The organism is Fictibacillus barbaricus, assembly GCF_031457135.1.
Lineage (GTDB): Bacteria > Bacillota > Bacilli > Bacillales > Fictibacillaceae > Fictibacillus > Fictibacillus barbaricus_A.
Map to the genome: position 1 here is coordinate 347,223 of NZ_JAVDWA010000003.1, position 21,394 is coordinate 368,616.

At 39.0% G+C, this 21,394-nt stretch carries 18 protein-coding genes; 6 read left to right on the forward strand and 12 right to left on the reverse strand.

Going from position 1 to position 21,394, the window contains the following annotated elements:
- The first annotated feature begins 194 nt into the window (after positions 1 to 194).
- Positions 195 to 959: a C39 family peptidase gene (locus J2X07_RS10775; RefSeq protein ID WP_310258712.1), complete on the forward strand. Its 765-nt coding sequence runs from the start codon at positions 195 to 197 to the stop codon at positions 957 to 959.
- 14 nt (positions 960 to 973) lie between these two features.
- Positions 974 to 1,147 (forward strand): hypothetical protein, encoded by a 174-nt coding sequence (locus tag J2X07_RS10780; RefSeq protein WP_310258713.1) that lies wholly within the window; start codon positions 974 to 976, stop codon positions 1,145 to 1,147.
- Between the two features lie 23 nt (positions 1,148 to 1,170).
- Here J2X07_RS10780 and J2X07_RS10785 read toward each other — a convergent pair whose 3' ends face one another.
- From J2X07_RS10785 to J2X07_RS10800, 4 genes are all read right to left on the reverse strand, one after another.
- A complete protein-coding gene (locus tag J2X07_RS10785) occupies positions 1,171 to 1,344 on the reverse strand; it encodes a hypothetical protein (RefSeq protein ID WP_310258714.1) in 174 nt (57 codons plus the stop codon).
- On the reverse strand, positions 1,344 to 1,586 hold the full coding sequence (locus J2X07_RS10790) for a DUF2584 family protein (protein ID WP_310258715.1): 243 nt from the start codon (positions 1,584 to 1,586) through the stop codon (positions 1,344 to 1,346). The genes J2X07_RS10785 and J2X07_RS10790 overlap by 1 nt, the downstream gene beginning before the upstream one ends.
- 257 nt (positions 1,587 to 1,843) lie before the next feature.
- Positions 1,844 to 2,356 (reverse strand): VanZ family protein, encoded by a 513-nt coding sequence (locus J2X07_RS10795; RefSeq protein WP_310258716.1) that lies wholly within the window; start codon positions 2,354 to 2,356, stop codon positions 1,844 to 1,846.
- Between the two features lie 90 nt (positions 2,357 to 2,446).
- Positions 2,447 to 3,229: an SGNH/GDSL hydrolase family protein gene (locus J2X07_RS10800; RefSeq protein WP_310258717.1), complete on the reverse strand. Its 783-nt coding sequence runs from the start codon at positions 3,227 to 3,229 to the stop codon at positions 2,447 to 2,449.
- Positions 3,230 to 3,410: 181 nt separating this feature from the next.
- Here J2X07_RS10800 and J2X07_RS10805 point away from each other — a divergent pair, with 181 nt between their 5' ends.
- A complete protein-coding gene (locus J2X07_RS10805; RefSeq protein ID WP_310258718.1) occupies positions 3,411 to 3,830 on the forward strand; it encodes an organic hydroperoxide resistance protein in 420 nt (139 codons plus the stop codon).
- Between the two features lie 36 nt (positions 3,831 to 3,866).
- On the opposite strand, the gene argH is transcribed toward J2X07_RS10805, so the two are convergent.
- From argH to mtnK, 7 genes are all read right to left on the reverse strand, one after another.
- On the reverse strand, positions 3,867 to 5,381 hold the full coding sequence (argH, locus tag J2X07_RS10810; RefSeq protein ID WP_310259033.1) for an argininosuccinate lyase: 1,515 nt from the start codon (positions 5,379 to 5,381) through the stop codon (positions 3,867 to 3,869).
- Positions 5,382 to 5,549: 168 nt separating this feature from the next.
- Positions 5,550 to 5,972, reverse strand: coding sequence for a YxiG family protein (locus J2X07_RS10815; RefSeq protein ID WP_310258719.1), 423 nt, complete (start codon positions 5,970 to 5,972; stop codon positions 5,550 to 5,552).
- A gap of 311 nt (positions 5,973 to 6,283) precedes the next feature.
- The gene (locus J2X07_RS10820) at positions 6,284 to 6,808 is read right to left on the reverse strand and encodes a type 1 glutamine amidotransferase domain-containing protein (protein ID WP_310258720.1); all 525 of its coding nucleotides are present in this window, start codon (positions 6,806 to 6,808) and stop codon (positions 6,284 to 6,286) included.
- A 240-nt stretch (positions 6,809 to 7,048) separates the two neighbouring features.
- Positions 7,049 to 7,309 carry a hypothetical protein gene (locus J2X07_RS10825; protein WP_310258721.1) on the reverse strand — a complete coding sequence of 87 codons (261 nt, stop codon included), beginning with the start codon at positions 7,307 to 7,309 and terminating at the stop codon, positions 7,049 to 7,051.
- 88 nt (positions 7,310 to 7,397) lie between these two features.
- Positions 7,398 to 8,048, reverse strand: a complete 651-nt coding sequence (locus tag J2X07_RS10830) for an L-fuculose-phosphate aldolase (RefSeq protein ID WP_310258722.1) — start codon at positions 8,046 to 8,048, stop codon at positions 7,398 to 7,400.
- Positions 8,032 to 9,099, reverse strand: coding sequence for an S-methyl-5-thioribose-1-phosphate isomerase (gene mtnA / locus J2X07_RS10835; RefSeq protein ID WP_310258723.1), 1,068 nt, complete (start codon positions 9,097 to 9,099; stop codon positions 8,032 to 8,034). The genes J2X07_RS10830 and mtnA overlap by 17 nt, the downstream gene beginning before the upstream one ends.
- Entirely contained in the window at positions 9,100 to 10,326 is a 1,227-nt protein-coding gene (gene mtnK, locus J2X07_RS10840; protein ID WP_310258724.1) for an S-methyl-5-thioribose kinase, read from the reverse strand.
- A gap of 229 nt (positions 10,327 to 10,555) precedes the next feature.
- Between mtnK and J2X07_RS10845 the strand changes: the two genes are divergently transcribed.
- Positions 10,556 to 11,761: an MFS transporter gene (locus tag J2X07_RS10845; RefSeq protein WP_310258725.1), complete on the forward strand. Its 1,206-nt coding sequence runs from the start codon at positions 10,556 to 10,558 to the stop codon at positions 11,759 to 11,761.
- Between the two features lie 23 nt (positions 11,762 to 11,784).
- On the forward strand, positions 11,785 to 12,009 hold the full coding sequence (locus J2X07_RS10850) for a hypothetical protein (RefSeq protein WP_310258726.1): 225 nt from the start codon (positions 11,785 to 11,787) through the stop codon (positions 12,007 to 12,009).
- Positions 12,010 to 13,101: 1,092 nt separating this feature from the next.
- On the opposite strand, the gene J2X07_RS10855 is transcribed toward J2X07_RS10850, so the two are convergent.
- Positions 13,102 to 19,872, reverse strand: a complete 6,771-nt coding sequence (locus J2X07_RS10855; protein WP_310258727.1) for an OmpL47-type beta-barrel domain-containing protein — start codon at positions 19,870 to 19,872, stop codon at positions 13,102 to 13,104.
- A 186-nt stretch (positions 19,873 to 20,058) separates the two neighbouring features.
- On the opposite strand from J2X07_RS10855, the gene J2X07_RS10860 reads away from it, so the two are divergent.
- A complete protein-coding gene (locus J2X07_RS10860) occupies positions 20,059 to 21,219 on the forward strand; it encodes a HupE/UreJ family protein (protein WP_310258728.1) in 1,161 nt (386 codons plus the stop codon).
- Positions 21,220 to 21,394 lie beyond the last annotated feature (175 nt).

Consider the following 21,394-nt stretch of genomic DNA (forward strand, 5'->3'; position numbering starts at 1 on the left):
CTTCCTCCTTTTTCTAATTACTTTCTCTTTCGTTTTATATCGACAATATCCTCCTTCATCTATATAAAAAAGACAATAAAAAAGTGGAGAATAATAATATTTAGGACAAAAGTGTGAGAAATTCCATAATCTACTTAAAATTACACTAGTTTTGGTAATATAGAGATAAACAGTAAATATCGAAGGAGCTTATCTTGAAAAAACTACTGCTCATTTTAGTCATCGCATTTATGTTTGGAGCCTTCTACGGTTATTACCAAGACAGAAAAACGGATGCTCAAGAAGAAAACAAGATTGTTACACTACATACAAAATCAAATTCAAATCAGTACAAAGAGAATGTGACTAGGGATAAGGGCAAAACATTAATTAAAAATGTCCCATTGATTATGCAGATGCCGGAACTGGATCGCGGCTGTGAAGTTACTTCTTTAGCCATGCTTCTGCAATACGCAAAAGTCGATGTTGATAAAATGGAGTTAGCCAAAAAGATAAAGAAGCTGGACATGCCGTATGAACACAAAAATGGAATCTATTATTACGGAAACCCGAATGACGGATTTGTTGGGGACATTTATACGTTTGATAACATGGGATATGGCGTCTACCATAAACCAGTAGCGGCTTTAGCGAAGAAATACTTACCAGGTAGAATTAAAGATATTAGCGGAAAGTCATTTGAAGATGTACTTCGTAATGTGGAAGAAGGCAAACCAGTTTGGATTATAACGAATGCTACATTTAATAAACTGCCAAAAAGTGAGTTTCGAACGTGGAACACACCTTCTGGAAAAGTTCAGATTACATGGAAAGAGCATTCGGTTGTAATTACAGGATTTGATGAGGAAAATATTTATATCAATGATCCTTTAGTGAAAGAACCCAATCGTAAATTACCTCGAGAAGCCTTCCAAAAAGCGTGGGAGCAGATGGGGTCACAAGCGATAACCATTCATTAATGGGGGGAGATAGTTTGAGCAGATCCACTGCATTTTTAGGTCTTTTAGGGGGACTATTTATTTTTTCAATACTGTCCTGGTTTATTTCATTTAATGATGTTACAAAAGACATCGTTTATTTTACTGGCTTATTAGTTGCTATTAGTATACGACTATTTTATAAAAGAAAGTCTGAAATGAACGATTAAAAGCACTGAAACGGTCCAGTGCTCTAATCAAAGATGACCTTAACTAAACGTAATAGTAATCGGGGAATAAATGATAGGATCGCCCATACGATTTCAAAAATAATTTCAAATATGGTATGGTTTCTTAGATCCAAAAAAAACTCTTTTAAAGCTCCGTCTTCTTTCTTTTTTTCGTATTTCTTTTCCATCGTTCCCATTAGTTAACGCTATGAAGATCAATCAATTCATATATGAGTTGTGTGGTGTTTTCTTTCCACGTTAACTCTTTTACAACAGCTTTCCCGGTTGGAGAGCTGTTTTCGTTTTTTTGCAATGTAAATGGATGATCTAAAATAAAAAGCTGATAGCCGGAAAGTGTAATTTGAAATTTGTTTCCTTCAATGCGTTTTTCTTTTCCACCTGTAACAACATTGGAATGGACCGTAATCGGCATTTGCATAGTATCACCTTCATTTGGGTTTTTTTTATGGCTCTTTTCGTATTCATTGGTGCTTTTGAAAGTAGTTGATTTCCGTTACAGGATGCTCGCTTTCCGCGGGGCAGACGGTGAGCCACATTCGTACGCTTCGCGTATAAGTGTCTCACCTGTCCGCCTGTCCCGCAGGAGTCTCACACCTTACACTCCAATCAATCTGGCATTGGAGTCAAATTACAAAAATACCTCAGAAGCAACAATCTTTTAGAAAAGAGCCTTTTTTATTGTAGCATTCCGCGATTGGAATAAGTTTGATTTCGGCGAAAATTTCTATAAATTAACAGGGCAATGGTTATGCCGACTAGAGCACCTATTGAATCAAGCATAACGTCCTCTACATGTGGTGTGCGGTGAATCGTAAAACTTTGATGAAATTCATCTGAAGCTGCATATAGTATCGCTAAAACAAGCGAAGTTATAAAAGTTAAACCTTTGTTTAAATTTAGTTTTATAGCTCGGAATAATAAAAAGCCTAAACCGAAATAAACAGAAAAATGGGCTCCTTTTCGGATAAAGAACTCAATAAACTGCGCAGGTCCTAACTTTTCAATACTCACTTCATCCCCCGCATAGTTAAAGACGGTCGTGGAAAAGAGCGAGCTTATGAAATCCATGTCTAGAAATTGAGAAATCGTCGGTCTTAAATCTTGTTTTTCATAAGGCTGTGAACTCGCGTAAAAGATCATCCCTGCCCATAGTATGACAGGTAGCCAATAAATGAAGAATTTTTTCAAAGTTAATCACCTGTTTACATTCATAATAATATTATCTTATCACATTCCTATAAAAAAAAGCCTGCCGTAATCAGCAGGGTTTTTCACATTTTATTGAAATAGATTAAACATAAAATCTGCCCAACGCTTGTTGCCTTTTTCATTGGGTTTTAACTTTGTTATGTATTGCTTAATATCTTCTGAATTTACATTTGGCCAAGCTTCCCAATGATCTAAGTAAGGAATCTCGTTTTTAGCAGCAAACGCTTTTAAATCACTAACTTGATCCGCATATACATGTGGCTGAAAGATTGGATTCGGTGGCTGCAGCATAATAGTCGTATCAGGATTTGTATTTTTAATGTCTGTAATCATTTGATCGAGTACATATAAAGTATCTTTCATTGGAATGACCTTATTATTATCATTCAGCAACACAGGTTCAATGAGTACAATATCGGATTTCTTTTTTATTAAATCTTTATAACTCTGTTCTTTTGGGAATTGTAAACTTGTTTGCTCCCCGAAGCTTGTTGTTGAGATCGTGATGTCTTTTCCGTATGAGGCAATCATTTTATCAGTAAAAAGTTTTGCCCATGTTCCTGGTTTTGAGGAAGTTAAGTCTGATCCCACTAGTGAAATAGTTAGCGTTTCTCCAGCAGCAATCTTCTTTTGATACAGTTCAGCGATACCTTTTGGGGCATTTGTAAAATGGTCGCTTGTCTGTCTTTGAATGGTCGCACTTTTCGTTTCCGGCTGCACTTCAGGTTCTTTTTTCATCATTAACTTTGCAGCATGAGCAGTCTTCTCAAGTTTGTAGTTATAGTAAAAATGTCCGCCTATCACACTAAGAAGACATATTAGTATGATGAACACTGTTAAAAAACGTTTCAACCGTCCCACCCCTTATATAATCTACTACTATCATAAAGGGTTAAATTTCCTAATACAAGAAAATGTTGAAAAATGTAGAAGTCTATCGAATGTCGTCATGTTTAAATATATTCAAGGAAGGAATATTAAAAAGGGACATTTAAAACAAATGAAACAATATTTTTGAAGGAGTGATGTTGTAATGGGTAAAGCATTATTTACGGGTACAGCAAAAGCAAAAGGCGGTCGTAATGGGCACGTGACATCTGGTGACGGGCTAATTGATGTCGATCTCGTTATGCCAACTGAAAAGACGGATAAAAAAGGAACGAATCCGGAAGAACTGTTTGCAGCTACCTATTCCTCTTGCTATGATGGTGCGTTGAATTTGGTGGCTAAGAAAATGAAAAAAGACATCGACTCCACGACTACTGCTGAAATTAGTTTCATGAAAGACGAAGCAGATGGAGGATTTAAAATTGCGGCTGTCTTAAATATTGAGATCAATGGCGTTACACAGGAAGAAGCAGAGGAATTGGCTAAGGAAGCTCATAAGGTTTGTCCTTATTCAAAAGCCACTCGCGGAAATATTGATGTGGAACTAAAACCGAAAGCAATCTAATAAGTGGTGAAACCAGGCTGTGATGGCCTGGTTTTTTTATTTGTTATGAGTTATTAACCTATGAATAATTTCATTTAATTGATTCTCCGCTCCGTTTAGTCGTTCCGTTTCCTTTTCAAGCTGTTCTTTAGAATTTATCCATTCTTTGCCTCTTTCTTTCGCCATTCTTCTTACTTCATCTGGATTTGGTCCACCCTGAACGTTTCTACGTTTCACAAACTCTATTGGACAAACCGCCACATCCCATTCTTGTTGTGTGAGTGTAACGTTAACATGCTTGCGGATTCGTTCGTTTACACGTTTAAGCGGAAGTTGGTTCACCTCGATGCTGTTGAGAGTGCATTCTTTTGCTATTGTACTGGCGATTTGATGTGCCAGCCGGAAAGGAACTTGTTTTTCTCTTGTAAGTACATCCGCAAGCTCGGTTATCGTGATGCATCCGGTGTTTGCCCGGGTTAAAGCTGTTTCTTTATCGACTTCCATTGTTCGAATGACGGCATGCATCAGGTTAACCACTCGGTTTGCTTTTTCAAAACTGCGATATAAATGCGGCTGCAAATCATCTTCCGTATCGACGATGTCTCCAAATGGCGTGTTGTGAATCATCTGAATGGCAGAAAGAGCCTCTCCGGCTGAACTGCTAGCTAGTGACCGCGAATGCTCGATGGATACAGGATTTCTTTTTTGCGGCATGATGCTGCTGATTTGGACATAAGGATCGGCTACTCGAATCAAGTCAAATTCACGAGTCGCAAGCTGCAGAAAGTCTTGAATCCACCTGCCGAAATTGATCATCATCGTTAATACAGATGTCGCTGATTCCAAGAGATAATCAGCACCTGCAATGCTATCATACGAATTTTCCACGAGCTCATGGAAACCGAGAAGCTCACAAACTCGTTTTCTGTTAATCGGAAATCCCGTAGTGGACAAAGCCGCTGCACCTAAAGGGGATCGATTCACAATATCATAAGCATTCCACAATCTTTTTACGTCACGCATAAGCACATCAAAAATGGCAGTTAAATAATGGCCAAGAGTGATTGGCTGTGCCGGCTGCGTATGGGTGTATGCTGTTATGATGGTTTCAGCGTGTTCTTGAATTTGTTTGAGTAAGGCGTCTGCTAACTGAAGAGAGCTTTGAATGAGGGTGAGAATGTGATCTCGCAGGACTAGTCTGTACATGGCTACGCCCATGTCGTTTCGGCTTCTAGCGATATGAATGTTCCCAGCAAGTTCTGGACCAATTTCGGTACTGATTTTATGTTCCATCATGAAAAACAAATCCTCAAATTGAGGATCGTATTGTAGTGTACGGTAGTCGATTTGGGCGACCTTCTCCACGGCTTCTAAAATTTGTCCTGCTTCTTTTTTATTGAGGATCGATTGCTCTGTAAGCATGACCACATGAGCACGATGAATGTTAAACATTTGTTTAAATAAAAAGTCACGCTGATCATTAAAAACGGGACGAAGCAAGTTTTCAACGTACGTTTTACCAGGAAAACATGTACCTTCGCTTTTTATAAATGAATCCTTATCAGGCATGATTTTCTCTCCTTATTGAAAGGCGATTCGGATGTAAAACAAATTAATATATAGTTTATGTATGGGTTTGGGATTGGGTACTCAAGTCTCTTTTTAGTAAATGAAATTGCACTTTGATCGGATTTGTAAATAACAAAAACAAAGACCAGATCAATGTCTGGTCGTTTCCTTCTAATTCAATTGTGGGTATCCTACATCAAAAGTTTTTTCATTTATTACTATTCGTTTAGCTTCAATAAATAACATTGAGTTCCATATTTCAATAGAAAAATTAGAATTTGAAACATATTGCTTTACCCAATTTTCAGACTTTGAATCAATTGAAATTATCCCTATCCCTTTAGGGTGAAATTCAATTGATGTTAATTCTAAATAATTGTCTTGATCTCTTCCGATTAAGTTATAACGATTCTCACCACTGTCTTCAAGAAAATAGAACGATGATACTTCCTCAAATCCAACTATGTATTTAGTAATTTTTTCACCATCAATAGCTTTGGTTTTAAACAGAATGCTATGGCTAACAACATCAATTTTCATATCATCAATAACATTTGCCCATAAATCATTTAAATACTCTTTTAATGTGTTCACCCATCACCTTTGCAATTAGACTTGTTAAATAAATTGCTAATACCCTGTTCACCAGTCCTGCCCGTAGTTGGATTAACATTATTATACATTCAATTAAGGAGACGAATAATTGTTATTGTCATGGTGCTAAAATGGGGCGAATCGGGACGGCAGTTAAAGTTATAAAATTAGTGTAAAATTAATGAAAAACCGCAACGAACTTCGCTGCGATTTATTTTGCTTCTTACTATAGATTTAGGGTGTTATCTGATGTTTTCCCCTCAAAAAAGAACCCGTTATTGATTATTGTTGCGTCTTTATTTCGCTTAATATTACTTGTTTGCTAAAACTTTAATAAATTCTCTCATATAATCAGGCAAATCTGGAGGGCGGCGGCTCGAAACGAGATGGCCGTCGACGACAACGGGTTCATCGATCCACTCTGATCCTGCATTCTCCATGTCATCTTTAATCCCCGGTGTACTCGTTACTTTTTTCCCTTGCAGCACTTTTGCCGAGATCAGCACCCAGCCGGCGTGACAGATTTGGCCGATTGGTTTCTTGTTATTCTCCATATGCTGCACTAACTCTAACACTTCCGGAAAACGGCGCAGCTTGTCCGGCGCCCAGCCTCCTGGAACCAAGATTGCATCATAATCTGACGGGTTCACATCGCCAAATGCAAAGTCAGCCTCAGCTGGAACACCGTATTTTCCAATGTATGTTTCCCCAGCCTTTTCGCCAGCAAGTTCGACGATTGCCCCCTCTTCACGCAATCGAAGAATCGGATACCACAGCTCCAAATCTTCAAAGTCATGATGAACGAGACTAATCACTTTTCTATCTTTTAAACGCATGTTTAATAGCACCTCCAATATCTAACTTAACTGATTACATACACTCTATCACTTTTCCCATAAAAGCGTTTTACAAACTTCTGTCAACAAAAATCAAAATATATGGTTAATAGACGGAATTTAAACAAATGTTTAAAAGATAAAAAGTTAAAACCCGGATCTCATAGTCCGGGTTCTCTACTGATTTTATGAAATTCTAACCCGGTTTTTGTGGGATAAACCTGAAGTTTTCTTGTGGAGTTAATTTTGCTTCAATTGGAAGATTTCACGGTCATGCTCGGCAATTTTGAATTCATAATACTTAAGGTCATTTTTCCTAACCATGTTCTCTTCGATGTTTGTTGCTCTCTCTTCGATGTTGCATACTCTCTCTTCAATTTTTATTACTCGTTTTTTTAAATCGGCTACATCAGTTTTTATTACGTTCACATCGTCTCTAAGTTCTAGCACACTCTGTTGAACCTTGATCAAAACGTCCATCATCTTATCGCTCATTTCCAACTCATTCACCTCCTTTAATGTGATTATATCAAATTACCTGCTTTAATTCTCCTGCTAAAGTTAAACATCTGTTAAAAAAACCACACCTTTAAGATGTGGTTTTCTGCCCGTATTCTTTAAATTTTTCAGTCATGAGTTCCATTTCTTCATCATCTAAAATGATAGGTTCGCCGACACATTTCGTTCGGTAATAAATTTCACAGCAGAACTCGATTTCTTCTGCGATGTTAAATGCGTTCGCTATGTCCTGTGCGCCAGAAAGGAAACCATGGTTGGCCAACAACACCGCTTTTCGGTTTTCCATCGCTTTAAATGCATTTTCCGCAAGTTCAGGCGTTCCAAAACTCGCATATTCCGCACATCGAACATCTCTTCCGGCGTGTGCCACAAGATAAGAAACGGCTGGAAGATCCCAGCGCATAGCAGAAATCGTTGTGGCAAACGGTGAATGTGTATGAACGACCGCATTGATATCATCTCTTCTTTTATAATAAATGGCATGCATCGAAAGTTCGCTCGAAGGTTTACAATTCCCATCCACCACTTCACCATCTAAATTCACAACAACCACATCTTCAGCTGTCATCACATCATAATCGATGCCGCTGGGGCTGATCGCAATTAACCTACTCTCACGATTAAAAATACTAATGTTTCCGCCCGTTCCTTTTGTGAGACCGCGTTTAACCATTTGCTGACAGTAATAGACAACTTGTTCACGCTCATTTTGTAATAGCATCTGGTGCTCCTTTTAATAGCTTTTGCAGATTTTCTTCATATGGTGCCTGCACGATTCCCTGTTCTGTCACGATTGCTGTAATGAATTCATTCGGTGTCACATCAAACGCTGGGTTATACACTTTGACGCCTTTTGGTGCTGTTGGAACGCCAAAGCGGTTCGTCACTTCTTCCTCACCACGCTCTTCAATCGGAATCTCCTTGCCTGTCGGTGTCCGGAGGTCGATCGTTGGTGTTGGAGCGGCAACATAAAACGGAATATTAAAGTTTTTCGCTAAAATTGCCACACCCATTGTACCGATTTTATTCGCAACATCACCATTCGCAGCCACTCGGTCACACCCTACTATTACTGCCTGGATTTTCCCTTGTGACATGACCATCGCCGCCATGTTATCTGTTATAACGGTAACATCGATCCCCGCTCGGTGGAGTTCCAGTGCAGTCAGTGTAGAACCTTGTAGTCTCGGACGTGTTTCATCGGCATAAACCTTAATGTCCCATCCTTTTTCTTTTGCAAGATACATAGGAGAAGTGGCTGTACCGTACTTCGTAGTGGCTAGCGCTCCCGCATTGCAATGTGTTAAGATGCCCATTCCATCTGATAAAAGGGTTAATAAATTTTCACCAATCAATCGATTGATCTCTTCGTCTTCTTGATGGATGGCGATTGCTTCTTGAAGAAGTTCGGTTTTGATTTCGGAAACTTCTAAATGTGCAAGTGATTTTGCCTTCTTTTCCATGCGTTCCAGCGCCCAGAAAAGGTTGACCGCTGTTGGTCTTGAAGTGGCTAAATAATCGGATTTTTCTTTGAGGATTTCGAAAAATTTATCGTAGTAGTTTTCTGGCGCATCTTTTACCCCTAAATAAAGTCCGTATGCGGCTGAAACGCCGATTGCCGGAGCTCCGCGCACTTTCATCGTTACAATTGCGTCCCACACTCTTTCGATGGTTTGGTAAGAATCATATCGTATTTCATTTGGAAGAGTCGTTTGGTCGAGCAATACGAGCTCGCCATCTTTCCACTGAATCGGTATTAATTGATCTGTCATTTACATCACCTTTGAGCCTTTCACCATTTTTTCCGCTTCCTTTATCGTTGCAATAAAATCTTTCCCATTTTTAAAAGCTGAACGTTTTTTTATAAACGAAATCGCTGCTGTTAAACAAATTCGTTCGGCTTCGATTCGCAGATCTGAGTCTGTAATAGACGTAATATCTTTCACTTTTGCTAACCCTACGATTCTTCTAATGAGTTCAAGACCTGTTACCGCGGCTGTATCAGATAAAACTTCTTGTAAGTACCACTCTTTAAATGCTTGTTGTTTGGCAGTCAGTTCTGTCACATGCTTGTCCCATTGAGCGAGGAATTTTTCCTGAAAGAGATCGATCACTTGTTCAATCGTTTTTTCTATCCAAGCCCTAAATTCAGAATTACCGTGAGCTCGTCCGTTTGCCCAAGCAAAGAATAGGTTGGCCACAACGTTTCCAATGTCATATCCCATCGGACCGTAGAATGCAAACTCAGGATCGATCACTTTCGTACTGTTCTTCGTGATAAAAATAGAACCTGTATGAAGATCGCCATGCAGCAAAGCTTGCGCATGGTTCATAAAACTGAATTTGAGCTTTGCCGTTTCTAATTTTAATTCTTCATCGTTATAAATGGTAGACCGAATCCACTCTTCATTGCCTGAAGTTAGCTCGTTTCTATTATTTTGATCATAGAAAGGCTCTGTGTACACGAGGTCTTCGGTAATCTCACAAAGCTCCGTGTTTATGTAATTTTGTACTAGTCGTTTTTTTTCTTTATGCTCCATAACAACGTCAGAAGTGAGAAGCAGATTTTGCACCATAAATGTTGTGATGTGATCCGCAAATGCCGGGAATTTTTCATTATTGAGAAGAGCTGTGCGCATGATTGTATGATCGGAGAGATCCTCCATTACACAGCAGCCCATGACTTCATCGAACAAATATACCGTCGGAACCAAGCCCGGCGACAATTGATCTTGCAGCTGAAGAACATTTGATTCGATACGGATGCGCTCTGTGGAAAGCTTGAACTCATCCGAAATTCTGGCGGTGTGTCCCGCTTGTTTTACAATGACGGAGTTTCCGTATTTCGCGTCCACGACACGGAACACGTAGTTCAGGTTTCCATCGCCAATCTCTTTGCATGTCAGCTCGGCATCACTTTTGAAAATAGTAAGTTTCTCCTTCACAAATTCTATAACATCAGATGAACTCATTAAAAAATATGCAGAAAAACGCGACATCCAGCATCCCCCTCTATCTTTTGCGCTTAAACTCTTAAAGAAAGCGCTTTCAATATACATTATCAAGATATAACTTGGACAGCAGGAAGTCAATGGAAAAACATAAGCAACTATCTTCTCTTTCCTGCCTTATTATGTTAGTATTTTTGAGTTAAAGACTATCTAATAATTAACTAAATGAATCATTCAAATAGTTTCCAACATTACAGCATAAGGAAGTGTGAGCGTTATGGCGATTTGGAAGCGAAATTTATGGGTGCTATGGGTCGGCGTTTTCTTGACTTCAGCCAGCTACTCCATGGTTGTGCCTTTCTTACCTCTTTTTCTTCTTCAAATTGGTGTTCATGAGCATACCGAGATCTGGTCTGGTCTCATATTCAGTTCAGCGTTTTTAGCAGGTGCGATTGCCTCACCGTATTGGGGCATGATGGCTGATAAATATGGAAGAAAGCCAATGATCATTCGCGCTGGAACTTTTCTTTTTATCATCTATACATTAACCGCCTTTGTGACGAACGCCTACCAATTGATCGGATTGCGGATCGCGCAAGGTTTATTAACAGGATACATTCCGGGAGCGATCGCCTTGATCGGAACGAATACTCCGAAAAAGAACGTCGGTTATGCGATGGCGATGATTTCAACTGCCGGTGCGTCTGGCGGGATCATGGGTCCTCTTTTAGGCGGCGGTTTGGCTGAATTATTCGGCAACAGATGGGCGTTTGCGAGCGGGGGTTTCTTTTCTCTGATTTCTACATTGTTGGTTATCTTTTGGGTAACCGAGGAAAAATTCACTCCAAGTACGGAAAAAGGCTCAGTGCTTAAAGACTTGCAAGCAGCAGCGGCGAACAAACCATTCATGAATGTCTTGTTCTTATCAATCATAACAGGGACTGCTGTTTTAACGATTGAACCTGTATTGCCTCTTCATATTTTAAGAATCAGCGGGTCTAATGATAATACCGCACTCTTAGCCGGTATCGTATTCTCGTTGCCAGGTATCGCGAGCATCCTTTTTGCAGCCTATTGGGGAAGGATGTCTGATCGGATTGGTTTCCAAACGGTGCTGATGATCGGGCTGCTCGGCGGGGGTATCGGTACAATCGCTCAAGCATGGTTTGACGGAATTTGGGGCTTTTCATCTGTTCGATTCATTTATGGCATTTTCTTTTGCGGCGTTTTCCCTGCGTTGAACGGACTCATTGTCCAGACCACTGCTGATGAATTTAGAGGCCGCGCATTCGGATTGCAGCAGACGGCGACTCAGATTGGGGCGATGCTCGGGCCGTTGATCGGCGGAGTCATCGGAGGATTCTTCCCTGTTTCAATGGTGTTTATCATTACTGGCTTAATGCTATTAATAGCGATGTTCACGGCTTATAAATTCAGGACAAATAGTGAAAATGCAGAGCTTCGGAAAGCTTCTGGAGCTTAGATCTAATTAAGAGGAGTGATTTTATGGAAACATGCAACATTGATCATCCATTGGAAGATGTTAAGAAAAAATTAGCCGATCAAGCGGAGTTCATGCCGAGTGAATTGGTGAAGCAAGTTGATGTAGCTTTGAGCGAAAAGACAGATCACGAATTTCTGAACGAAGTCTTTCATTTGTTGAAAAAGTATGATTTAGCTGATGAGGAAGAAAAGTTATCGCGTAATGAGAAATTGATTGCGTTAGTATAGTAAAAACCCGGACCGGCTCCGGGTTTTTCACTCTATCAGCATTCATGTTGCATGCAAAAAAGCATCCAGTTTGGGTGCTTTTTTGTGTGTTTACGGTACGTGATCTTTGCGCTGTTACACGTTTAGCTGTTTTTGATCATAGAATTGTACTTTTCGCTCATAGAATCTTGTTTTTGCTCAGTCATTTGTACTTTTTGCTCATACAATTCCTACTTTTGCTCATAGAGCTCTTTCTCCATCAAAAAGCAGGAACGATATCCCATCGTTCCTACCTATTTTAGTTCTTTAAACTCATTTCAAGCTCCAGTACGAGCTGATCATCTATTTTTGAGTGTTTTCTGCTTAGAATTTGTGTGTATCCATCTCTTTTTCCACAGAATAGTCTTGCTCGCTGCAAAATTAGATTCACCATCATAATCAAAAGCTTATATTGGATACTAGTTTATGCAAATTTTGAACGGTGATACCTCTCGTGTTACACGTTTACTCATAGAATGGTTGTTTTTGATCATAGAATTGTACTTTTCGCTCATAGAATCTTGTTTTTGCTCAGTCATTTGTACTTTTTGCTCATACAAATCACACTTTTGCTCATAGAGCACTTTCTCCATCAAAAAGCAGGAACGATATCCCATCGTTCCTACCTATTTTAGTTCTTTAAGCTCATTTCAAGCTCTAGTACGAGCTTGATCAACCACTTTTGTGTGTTTTTTGCTCTTCATTTTTGTAAAACCATCTCGTTTTTTAACAGAATAGTCTTGCTCGCTGCAAAATTAGATTCACCTTCATAATCATAAGTTTGCGATAGCTTATATTGGATGCTTGCTTATGCAATTCCTCAACGGTGTTTCACGTTTACTCATAGAATGATTGGTTTTGCTCATAGAATTGTACTTTTCATTCATAGAATCATTCATGTTTTTGCTCAGTAACTTATGCTTTTGGCTCATACAAATCACACTTTTGCTCATAGAGTTCTTTCTCCATCAAAAACGTAAGGATGATATCTAATTGTTTTGCATTTTTTCGTCATTTTCAGAAAAAAAAGACTGACGCCAAAAATCTCTTTTGGGCCAGCCTTTTAATCCTTATTTATTTCTTTTTTGCTTTCTCTTTTTCTTTCTTTTTCATTTCATCAGAGATTTTTTGAAGTTCTATTACATCAACTTTCTTTTCTTTTACCTTTTTAATCATCTCATCCATTTGTTTGGATGTTTTAATATTGAACTTTACAAGATCCAGAAGAGACTCTCTGCATACATTATCTTTGCTTAGGTTTGTATACAATCTTACATATGTTTCTGTCACTGTATTGAAGCTGTCCTGAGATTTCTTAGCTTTGTTAAGCTCATTGATAACAGCTTGATATTGCCCAAGGACTATAGCCACTTTATCTTGGCTTACTTTACCGTTTTTATCCGGTTTGATAGCTGAAGCATCTTTATTAATCTGCTCAAGGGCTTTTTTAGCGTCCTTTTCATTCTTTAATTTCTCGTCTAAATCCGATTGTGCTTTAGAAGCTTTTTTCTGTAACGCTTCTTGTTCTTTCTTCTCTCTTGCTTTACGAGCTTCCTCAGATTCTTTTATCGTTAATTTGAGGGATTTTGTTTTTTCGATATTTCCTGCTTTATCCGTACTGCGGTACTCAATCTTGTATTCTCCGATTTCTTTTACCTTAAAGGCAGCACTGTACGTTTTCCAAGATTGTCCGTTAATGCTGTACTGAATGGATTTCACACCGGATAAATCATCTTTAGCAGTGAGTGTGATTGAAACCGGCTCCGTATAGATATTATCTTTTTTTACAGGCGATAGTTTAGCTGTCGTCTCTGCCGCTTTAGTATCAATCGTAAGCACCAATGATTTTGTACTTTCAACATTACCTGCTTTATCTGTACTGCGGTACTCAACCTTATATTTCCCTGCTGCTTTCAGTGTGAATGATGCCGTATATGTTTTCCATTCTTTTCCGTCAATACGGTATTGAGTTAATTTCACTCCTGATAATTTATCCGTTGCAGATAATTTAACAGTTACAATCTGATTAAAAATATTTCCGGATTTTTCAGGCGTTGTTTTCGAAGTTGTTACAGGTGCTTCTGTATCTACTATAACAGAGATTGATTTCGTACTTTCAACATTACCTGCTTTATCCGTACTGCGGTACTCAATAGTGAATTTCCCTGACTCTAGTTTGAATGGCGTACTATACGTTTTCCATTCTTTCCCGTCAATACGATATTGCGTTGATTTCACACCTGATAAAATATCTTTTGCTGACAAGCTAATCGTTACAGGTTTCGCAAAAATGTTTCCTTCTGAAACTGGCGTTGTTTTCGCTGAAGTTACAGGGGCATCCATATCAATCGTAAATTGAATTGTTTTAGTTGCTTCTATATTACCTGCTTGGTCCGTACTGCGGTATTCTATTTTGTAAATATCAGACTTATTTACTGTATATGGTGCATTGTACGTGCTCCAAGCCTGCCCGTTAACTCGATATTCAGTAGTTTTTACTCCTGACTTATCATCTTGAGCCGTTAAAGTAACTGTTACTGGTTTTGTAAACGGTTTATCAGTCTGTGCCGGTGTTAATTTAACGGTAGTCGTTGGTGCTGTTGTATCTGGAATCACTGGACTCTTAATTTCAAATTCTAGCACTTTACTATCTTCTATATTGTTCGCTAAATCTGAGCTGCGGTACTCAATCTTGTAAGAACCAATATCGCTTACCGTGAAAGGTGCTGTGTAATCAATCCACTCTTGTTCGTTAATGCGATATTGCGTTGATTTCACTCCAGAATTTTCATCTTCAGCAGACAGCGTTATCGTTACTGGTCCTGTAAACGGTTTATCTGTTAGCTCTGGTAATGTTTTCAGTGTTGTAACTGGTGCTGTGGTGTCTGGAATCACTGGACTCTTAACCTCAAACTCTAGTGACTTGTTATCTTCCACATTTCCTGCAAAATCTGTGCTGCGGTACTCGATTTTGTAAGACCCTGCATCACTCAATGTGTATGGTGCTGTGTAATCGATCCACTCTTGTTCGTTAATTCGGTATTGTGTTGATTTTACGCCAGAATTATCGTCTGTGGCTGTCAATGTAACAGTCACCGGTTCTGTAAACGGGTTGCCTGCTATGTCTGGTGTTGTCGCAGCTTCTGTCACCGGTTTTACGGAGTCAGCCGTTCCTTTTAATTCTTTTGTATCACGGACACGGATACGGTTACCGCCCGCATATTTACCTGTTAATCCTACAGCTTCAATCAGATCTCCTGAATTTAATGCAGGCACCGGACCTGTTTGATTGACAATATATCCATCTGTAAATACGAGGATATCTCCTGAACCGTCATTCACGATATACGAATTTTCATCAAACTTAGAAACGACTCTTCCTTTTACTTTTACTAACAATCCTTGATTTTCTTCAGAAGAAGCATCATTCGTTGAAATCGATTTAGGTTCAACTGGTGCCGTTTCCCCTATTTTAATAACATCCGTTGCGAACTTATCAAATTCAAGCTCTTTGTTGTTTTCAAATGTTTTAATATGGCCATAAATTCGTACTTTATCGCCTAGTTTCAGGCTGCCGTCCGGCACTTCATTAAATGCCATAATTCCGCCTGTTTCATCTTCAATATAAAATGCATCATAGAACGATCCTGCTGCAGTCGTAACTGTACCCTCTACAACTGTAGGCGTTCCATCCGTAAGCTTGCGAGCATCATTAATAGAAATGACTTGGTTGATCTCTCTTTTAGCAAGCCAATTCATGATGTTCATCCCTAGTTCATCATTTCCTTTAGGACTGAAGGATTCATCCATCTGCTTATCGTTTACAAAGTTCATACCAGAAACAACGATACGTCCTTGTCCAACTGTTTCAGCGGCAATCGCCGGTATTGCTGATCCGCCTGTTGAATCTGAAACTGTGTCGTACACATTAAATCCGGTTGTGACAGTTGTTTGATAAGTTGTTTCATTTCCTTTTGTAACAATCGTGACAGTTTCACTATCAGTCAGAGGCAGATGCCCTACCTTTTCCAAGCTCGTTCCTGAATAATATTCTACAGTTGATACACGGTCTGTAAGGTTATTCTTAACAAGTCCCGGGTGGAGTCTTACAGCAAACTTAGATGTCTGGTTCGTCCAGAAGTTTCCATCTTTGCTGTCATCATTAATTTGGTCACTGTTGATCTGAATGGTCGCACCCATTTGCGCTAACATATCGTTATTTATTGCAGGATCATTTTTATAGTTACTTTTATCTGTAAGGAAAAGCGATCCCCCAGCTTTAACGTAATCTCCAACAGCTGTTTTTTCTTCAGCTGTCAACGCTACAAAAGGGTGTGTGATAACAAGCACACTGATATTTGCTAATGATTCAGCTGTTAGTGGTGTTTTATTTTCGGCAACTGTGTATCCTTCTTTTTGTACCATTTTCGTGAAGGCTTTAAAGTTGTCTTTGTAAGTCCCTGTATCAGTTGTTGTGTTTTCATTTTTATGAGCAGCATCAATTAGAATGGTTTTTCCTAACGATTCTTTAACTTTCAAATCTAGTGTTTCTTTATTATCAGCAGGATCATCTCCATCAGGAGTATCTACCACTGCAATCATTTTGTGGTCACCAACAATCGGACTTTGCCATGTTACAGAGGCTTCTTGAACGCCCTTAGCAGGAATAGCTGCAATGGATTTCGTACCGATTAAGTGTGTATCGTCTTCTAGATCATAATAAAACTTAACATTTAAATTTGATAGATCCTTAGTGCCAAGGTTGGATATTCCTGCAGATAATGTTGCAGGATTACCTGCGATCGCAACTCCGTCTTTCACATTTAAGCCACTTACTCGTACATCAACCTCTTTTTCCTGAGACCAGATCGGCGCACTATAAATACGTTCGCCATCTTTTTGGGTAACTTTCACGACAAACCATTGCTGACCGCCGTTTACAGTTACTTCAGGCTTCCATGTAAATTCTTTTCCGTCAGGAGTAATTGAATCTACAACTTTTGCTCCATTTGTTAAAAGCTCTACTTTTTCGATATTATCGTTCGATTGATAGGAAGCTGGTAAATATTCAAATCCTTTTACACTGCGAGCTTCAGCCACGTTATCCGATCCTTTAATATCAAAAGAAATGGTATTTCCGTCTACTACTGAACCCATGTATTTTCCGTTTGCTAACATGTCGAGTGTAAAGTTCGGATCTTCCTCCATGTAAACACGGCGGTTTTTCATTGCATGCAATAATGAAGCTTGGGCATTGTTATCTGTTACGATAACCGTTCGTTTCATCGTTTGACCCCAAGTTCCATCATGGTTGTCTTCACCAAATGTAGGTGCTACATGCCACCCAAGATCTAATGCACTGTAAAACTTTTTCTCTGCATTTGCATAGCCATAGTTTCCAGAGCCATTTCCTACCTCTAGCATCGTAAATAGTCTATCTACGTTTTTATCGTATGGCATGAAGTTGTTAAAAGCATTCGCTGACATATCTGGATGATTAAACTGTGCAGCAATGTCATCGTAAGTCAATACCCATGCGTAATAGCTGTTCAAATCTTGGTACATTTTATTATTTAAGTTACGATCAATAAAATTATCAGTACCAAAAACGTTCGAATGTCCCCATGTTGTAGAAGTCATCTCAAACGCGGGGAATACAGTAAAGTTATCGTTGGAGTATTGCTTAGCAAGATCTTTTGTCAGTTGCCATTCAGTACCACCCGTTCTTTCGGGTTTTCCCTTATGATCAACCGTATCCGACCCTAGTTTTTCTGGATCGATATCATGAGAGTGATCTGAAAAAGCAAACCAGTCATAACCATGTGCAATCGCTGCTTTTAGTGCATCCTCAGGAGATCCCGTACCATCATGTGAAATATTTGTATGGTTATGAGTCGTACCTCTTAAATGGTTACCGCCTGTAAAAGGAGCTTTTACAGTAAATGACCAAGTATATTCACTCGGATTGCCTAGTTTATCGGATCCCGTTACTTTCACAGTATGAGTTCCAACTTGTAGGTCATTGCTTAGTGATAATAATACTTGTTTATCGTCAATGACAGCTTGAGCAGTAACATCTTCACTGTCTAAAAAAACTTTTCCTTTTGTTGCATCCACTTCGCTTGGATCGTTCCACTTTACAGAAATCGCTGGTTTATAGTTTTCAACAATCGAACCATTAGCTGGTGATTCACCAATGAATGCTGGTCCTTCTTTATCATCAACTACTGATACGGTTTGTGTTTCTGTTTTTTTCGTTTCTGTTTGATTTTTGGCTTCAATATAATAGACAAATGAACCTGCAGGCATTTGATCAGAAGCTAATACAGCTGTATATTGATGATTGCCTTTGTCAGTCATTGAGATTGTTTGGTAATCAGCTGCATCTGACTTTTTATAATAAAAAGTTACAGAATCTGCTCCCTGCACATCAGCTGTAAATGTAAAATCAGCGTTTGTGTACACTTTTGTTACAGGTGTATGGGAAATCGAAAGTGGGAAAAATTCTTTTAGGTCTCCTTTGCTTCTAGGTAAAATTTGATAACCCGATAAATAAGGAGCTGTAGATTTGTATTGGCTTAACAGACCTGTAAATTCGTAGCTGCTGTTGAGTTTGATGTCTGTTACGGCAGTAATGCCTGTGTTAGGCAGAAGACGAACGGTAACTGTTTTTCCTGTTTCATCCGTAACAGTAACGTTTGTTCCACCTGAAGTATCTGGTGCAGCAGGAATATTAGTAACTTTCCCTTTAACTGCTATCAGCTTCCCTTCTTGTAGTTCAGCTTTACTTCCATCGTTCAGATCAATAATGGTCATAGCTGTTGAAGCAGGTACTTCTTCCGTTCCGATTTTTTCAATCAACGTTGGTTTCAATTCCGTTAATCCATTATAGAAATCGATTGTTCCTGTAATCTTAAGCTTGTCCCCTTTAACAATATCAGGGGTAGTGCTGCCAAATACATTAATTCCGCCCGTATCATCTTGAACGTAAAAACTGCTATTCTTTGAATCAACAATTTTATCATCTACCGTTACAACTGCTTCAATTGTAGCAGTTTGCCCAATTCGTTTTGGTTTTCCAGTCGCGTCCATTTCTCTCACTGCACTAATTTTAGCAGTGCCTGTTAAAGGAGGAAGCTGCTCACCGGGTTCCGAAGGCGTTGATGATTGGTTAGCAGAGTTCAGCGGATTTGGAACCGCTTTCAAAAAATCACCAGCATTATCATTTGTGTCCCATCCATTACCTTTGCTCCCGTCTAGTGCAGGATCAGATCCGTCATTCGCTTTTCGCACGACGCTTTCTGTGTTTGTTGGCGGAACAGTTGGCGCAGTCCCTTCAAAAGCATTTGCTGTTGGACCAAACCCTACAAAATCAATAATTGAAGCATCATTTGATTTAGAGGTTTTAGGCAATGCGGTTGTACTATTTACAAGAGCTACTTTCCCAGCACCTCCTGCCATGTTTATATTCCCTGTTTGATCAGGAGTTGGCAGATCTGCAGTTCCCCCAGTTCCCTTTCCCTGCTGTACGAGATAATATCCATGGGGCTTTATGCTGTTTACCAGGTTGGTAACCTGATAATATCCTGTACCTGTTCCTGTTGCTGAATCGTATTGCACAGACCATCCCGTTAAATCTACTGCTGTATCTGTAGGGTTATAGAGTTCTATAAAATCATTTTTATAGTTTGCCCCGCTATTTCCTCCCCCACCGTAAACTTCACTAATTACCACATGGCTAGCTGCTTCTGCATGTACAGAAGGCAATTTCGCGAATGGTACTAAAGTATTAGAAAGCAATACTCCAGTTAGGGTGATCCCTAGCCATTTTTTCCTTATTTTCATTAAAACCTGTACCCCCAATTGGTTTAATATGCCTAGCTTAAATAGAATAGCAAATAATTTGACAAAAATAATCATTTATTTCTAAAAAATAATAAAGTTTACATTTATTTTAAAATTCACTTTACATCGAAAAAAAATTTCGCCATGATAATGTTTGGAATCAATTTTTCCTAGGGGGATTTTGTGTTGAAAAACAATCCATTCATCATCGTTTTATTAGCTGTCATCCTGCTCTTCCTGCAGAGGCAAAACATTGCAGTTGCCCATCCATTAAGTGCGGCGTTTACAAATATTAAAATCAGCAATAACGTAACAGAATTAACCTATTCGATCGATTCATTATCTGTCATAGAAGGAATAGGCGGAGACAAGAATGAAGATGGAGAACTGACTGAAAAAGAGTTAAAACCCATTGCCAATCGTGTTGAAGAATGGGTTGAAGACAGTTTGGTTCTAGAAATGAACGATCAGCAGCAAACGGCTGAACTAGATAAGCTTTACTTGGAAAAGAGAGCAGACAAAGCAGTCGTGACCCTGCAATTTAAACTGCCAGGTTTTGAGGATGGCCAGACAGTTCGCTTATTAGATGGCATTTTTACATCCGGAAACACAGCTTCTTCATATACTAACTTTTTAACGATTAATTATGATGGTCAAATCAGCGAGTCCGTCATTCAAGGAAAAAATCGTGAATGGACGATGCTGTTAACAGCAAACCAGCAGGAACAGCAATCACAATCTGCTTCTTCTGACAGCACAACCCAAACTATACCAAATCAACATCCTGATTCTGATGCTAATCATGATTCCTGGACGTCATTTTTTGTTTTAGGAATGAATCATATTTTAACAGGCTACGATCACCTATTATTTTTGCTAGCCTTATTAATTAGAAAGCAAAGCTTCAAGCAATATGCCGCTTTAATTACGGCTTTTACTTTGGCACATAGTGTGACGTTAACACTTTCCGTTCTCGGTCTTATCAATCTGCCTTCAAATATTGTAGAGCCGCTGATCGCATTAAGTATATGTTATGTAGCACTTGAAAATATTTTTAGAAAAGAAATCAAATTCAGGTGGATCATTACCTTCTTATTTGGACTCATTCACGGAATGGGGTTTGCGAGTTTATTAAAAGAAATGACATTGCCCAAAGAAGCTTTAGCCTCTTCATTAATTAGCTTTAATGCTGGCATAGAAATTGTTCAGCTAGCGATCGTACTGCTCTTGCTTCCCCTGCTTGCTTGGTTTCAAAGAAGTCCTTCTTACAAAAAAGGCATGGTGGCAGGCTCTATCTTGATCTTAGTTATGGGTGGATTTTGGCTGATTCAGAGATTAATAGCTTAATAGAAAACCTAAACAAAAGCATCCATTTTGGGTGCTTTTTTGTGTGTTTACGGTACGTGATCTTTGCGCTTTTACACGTTTACTCGTAGATTCGAAGGTTTTGCTCATAGAATTGTACTTTTCGCTCATAGAATCTTGTTTTTGCTCAGTAAATTGTACTTTTTGCTCATACAAT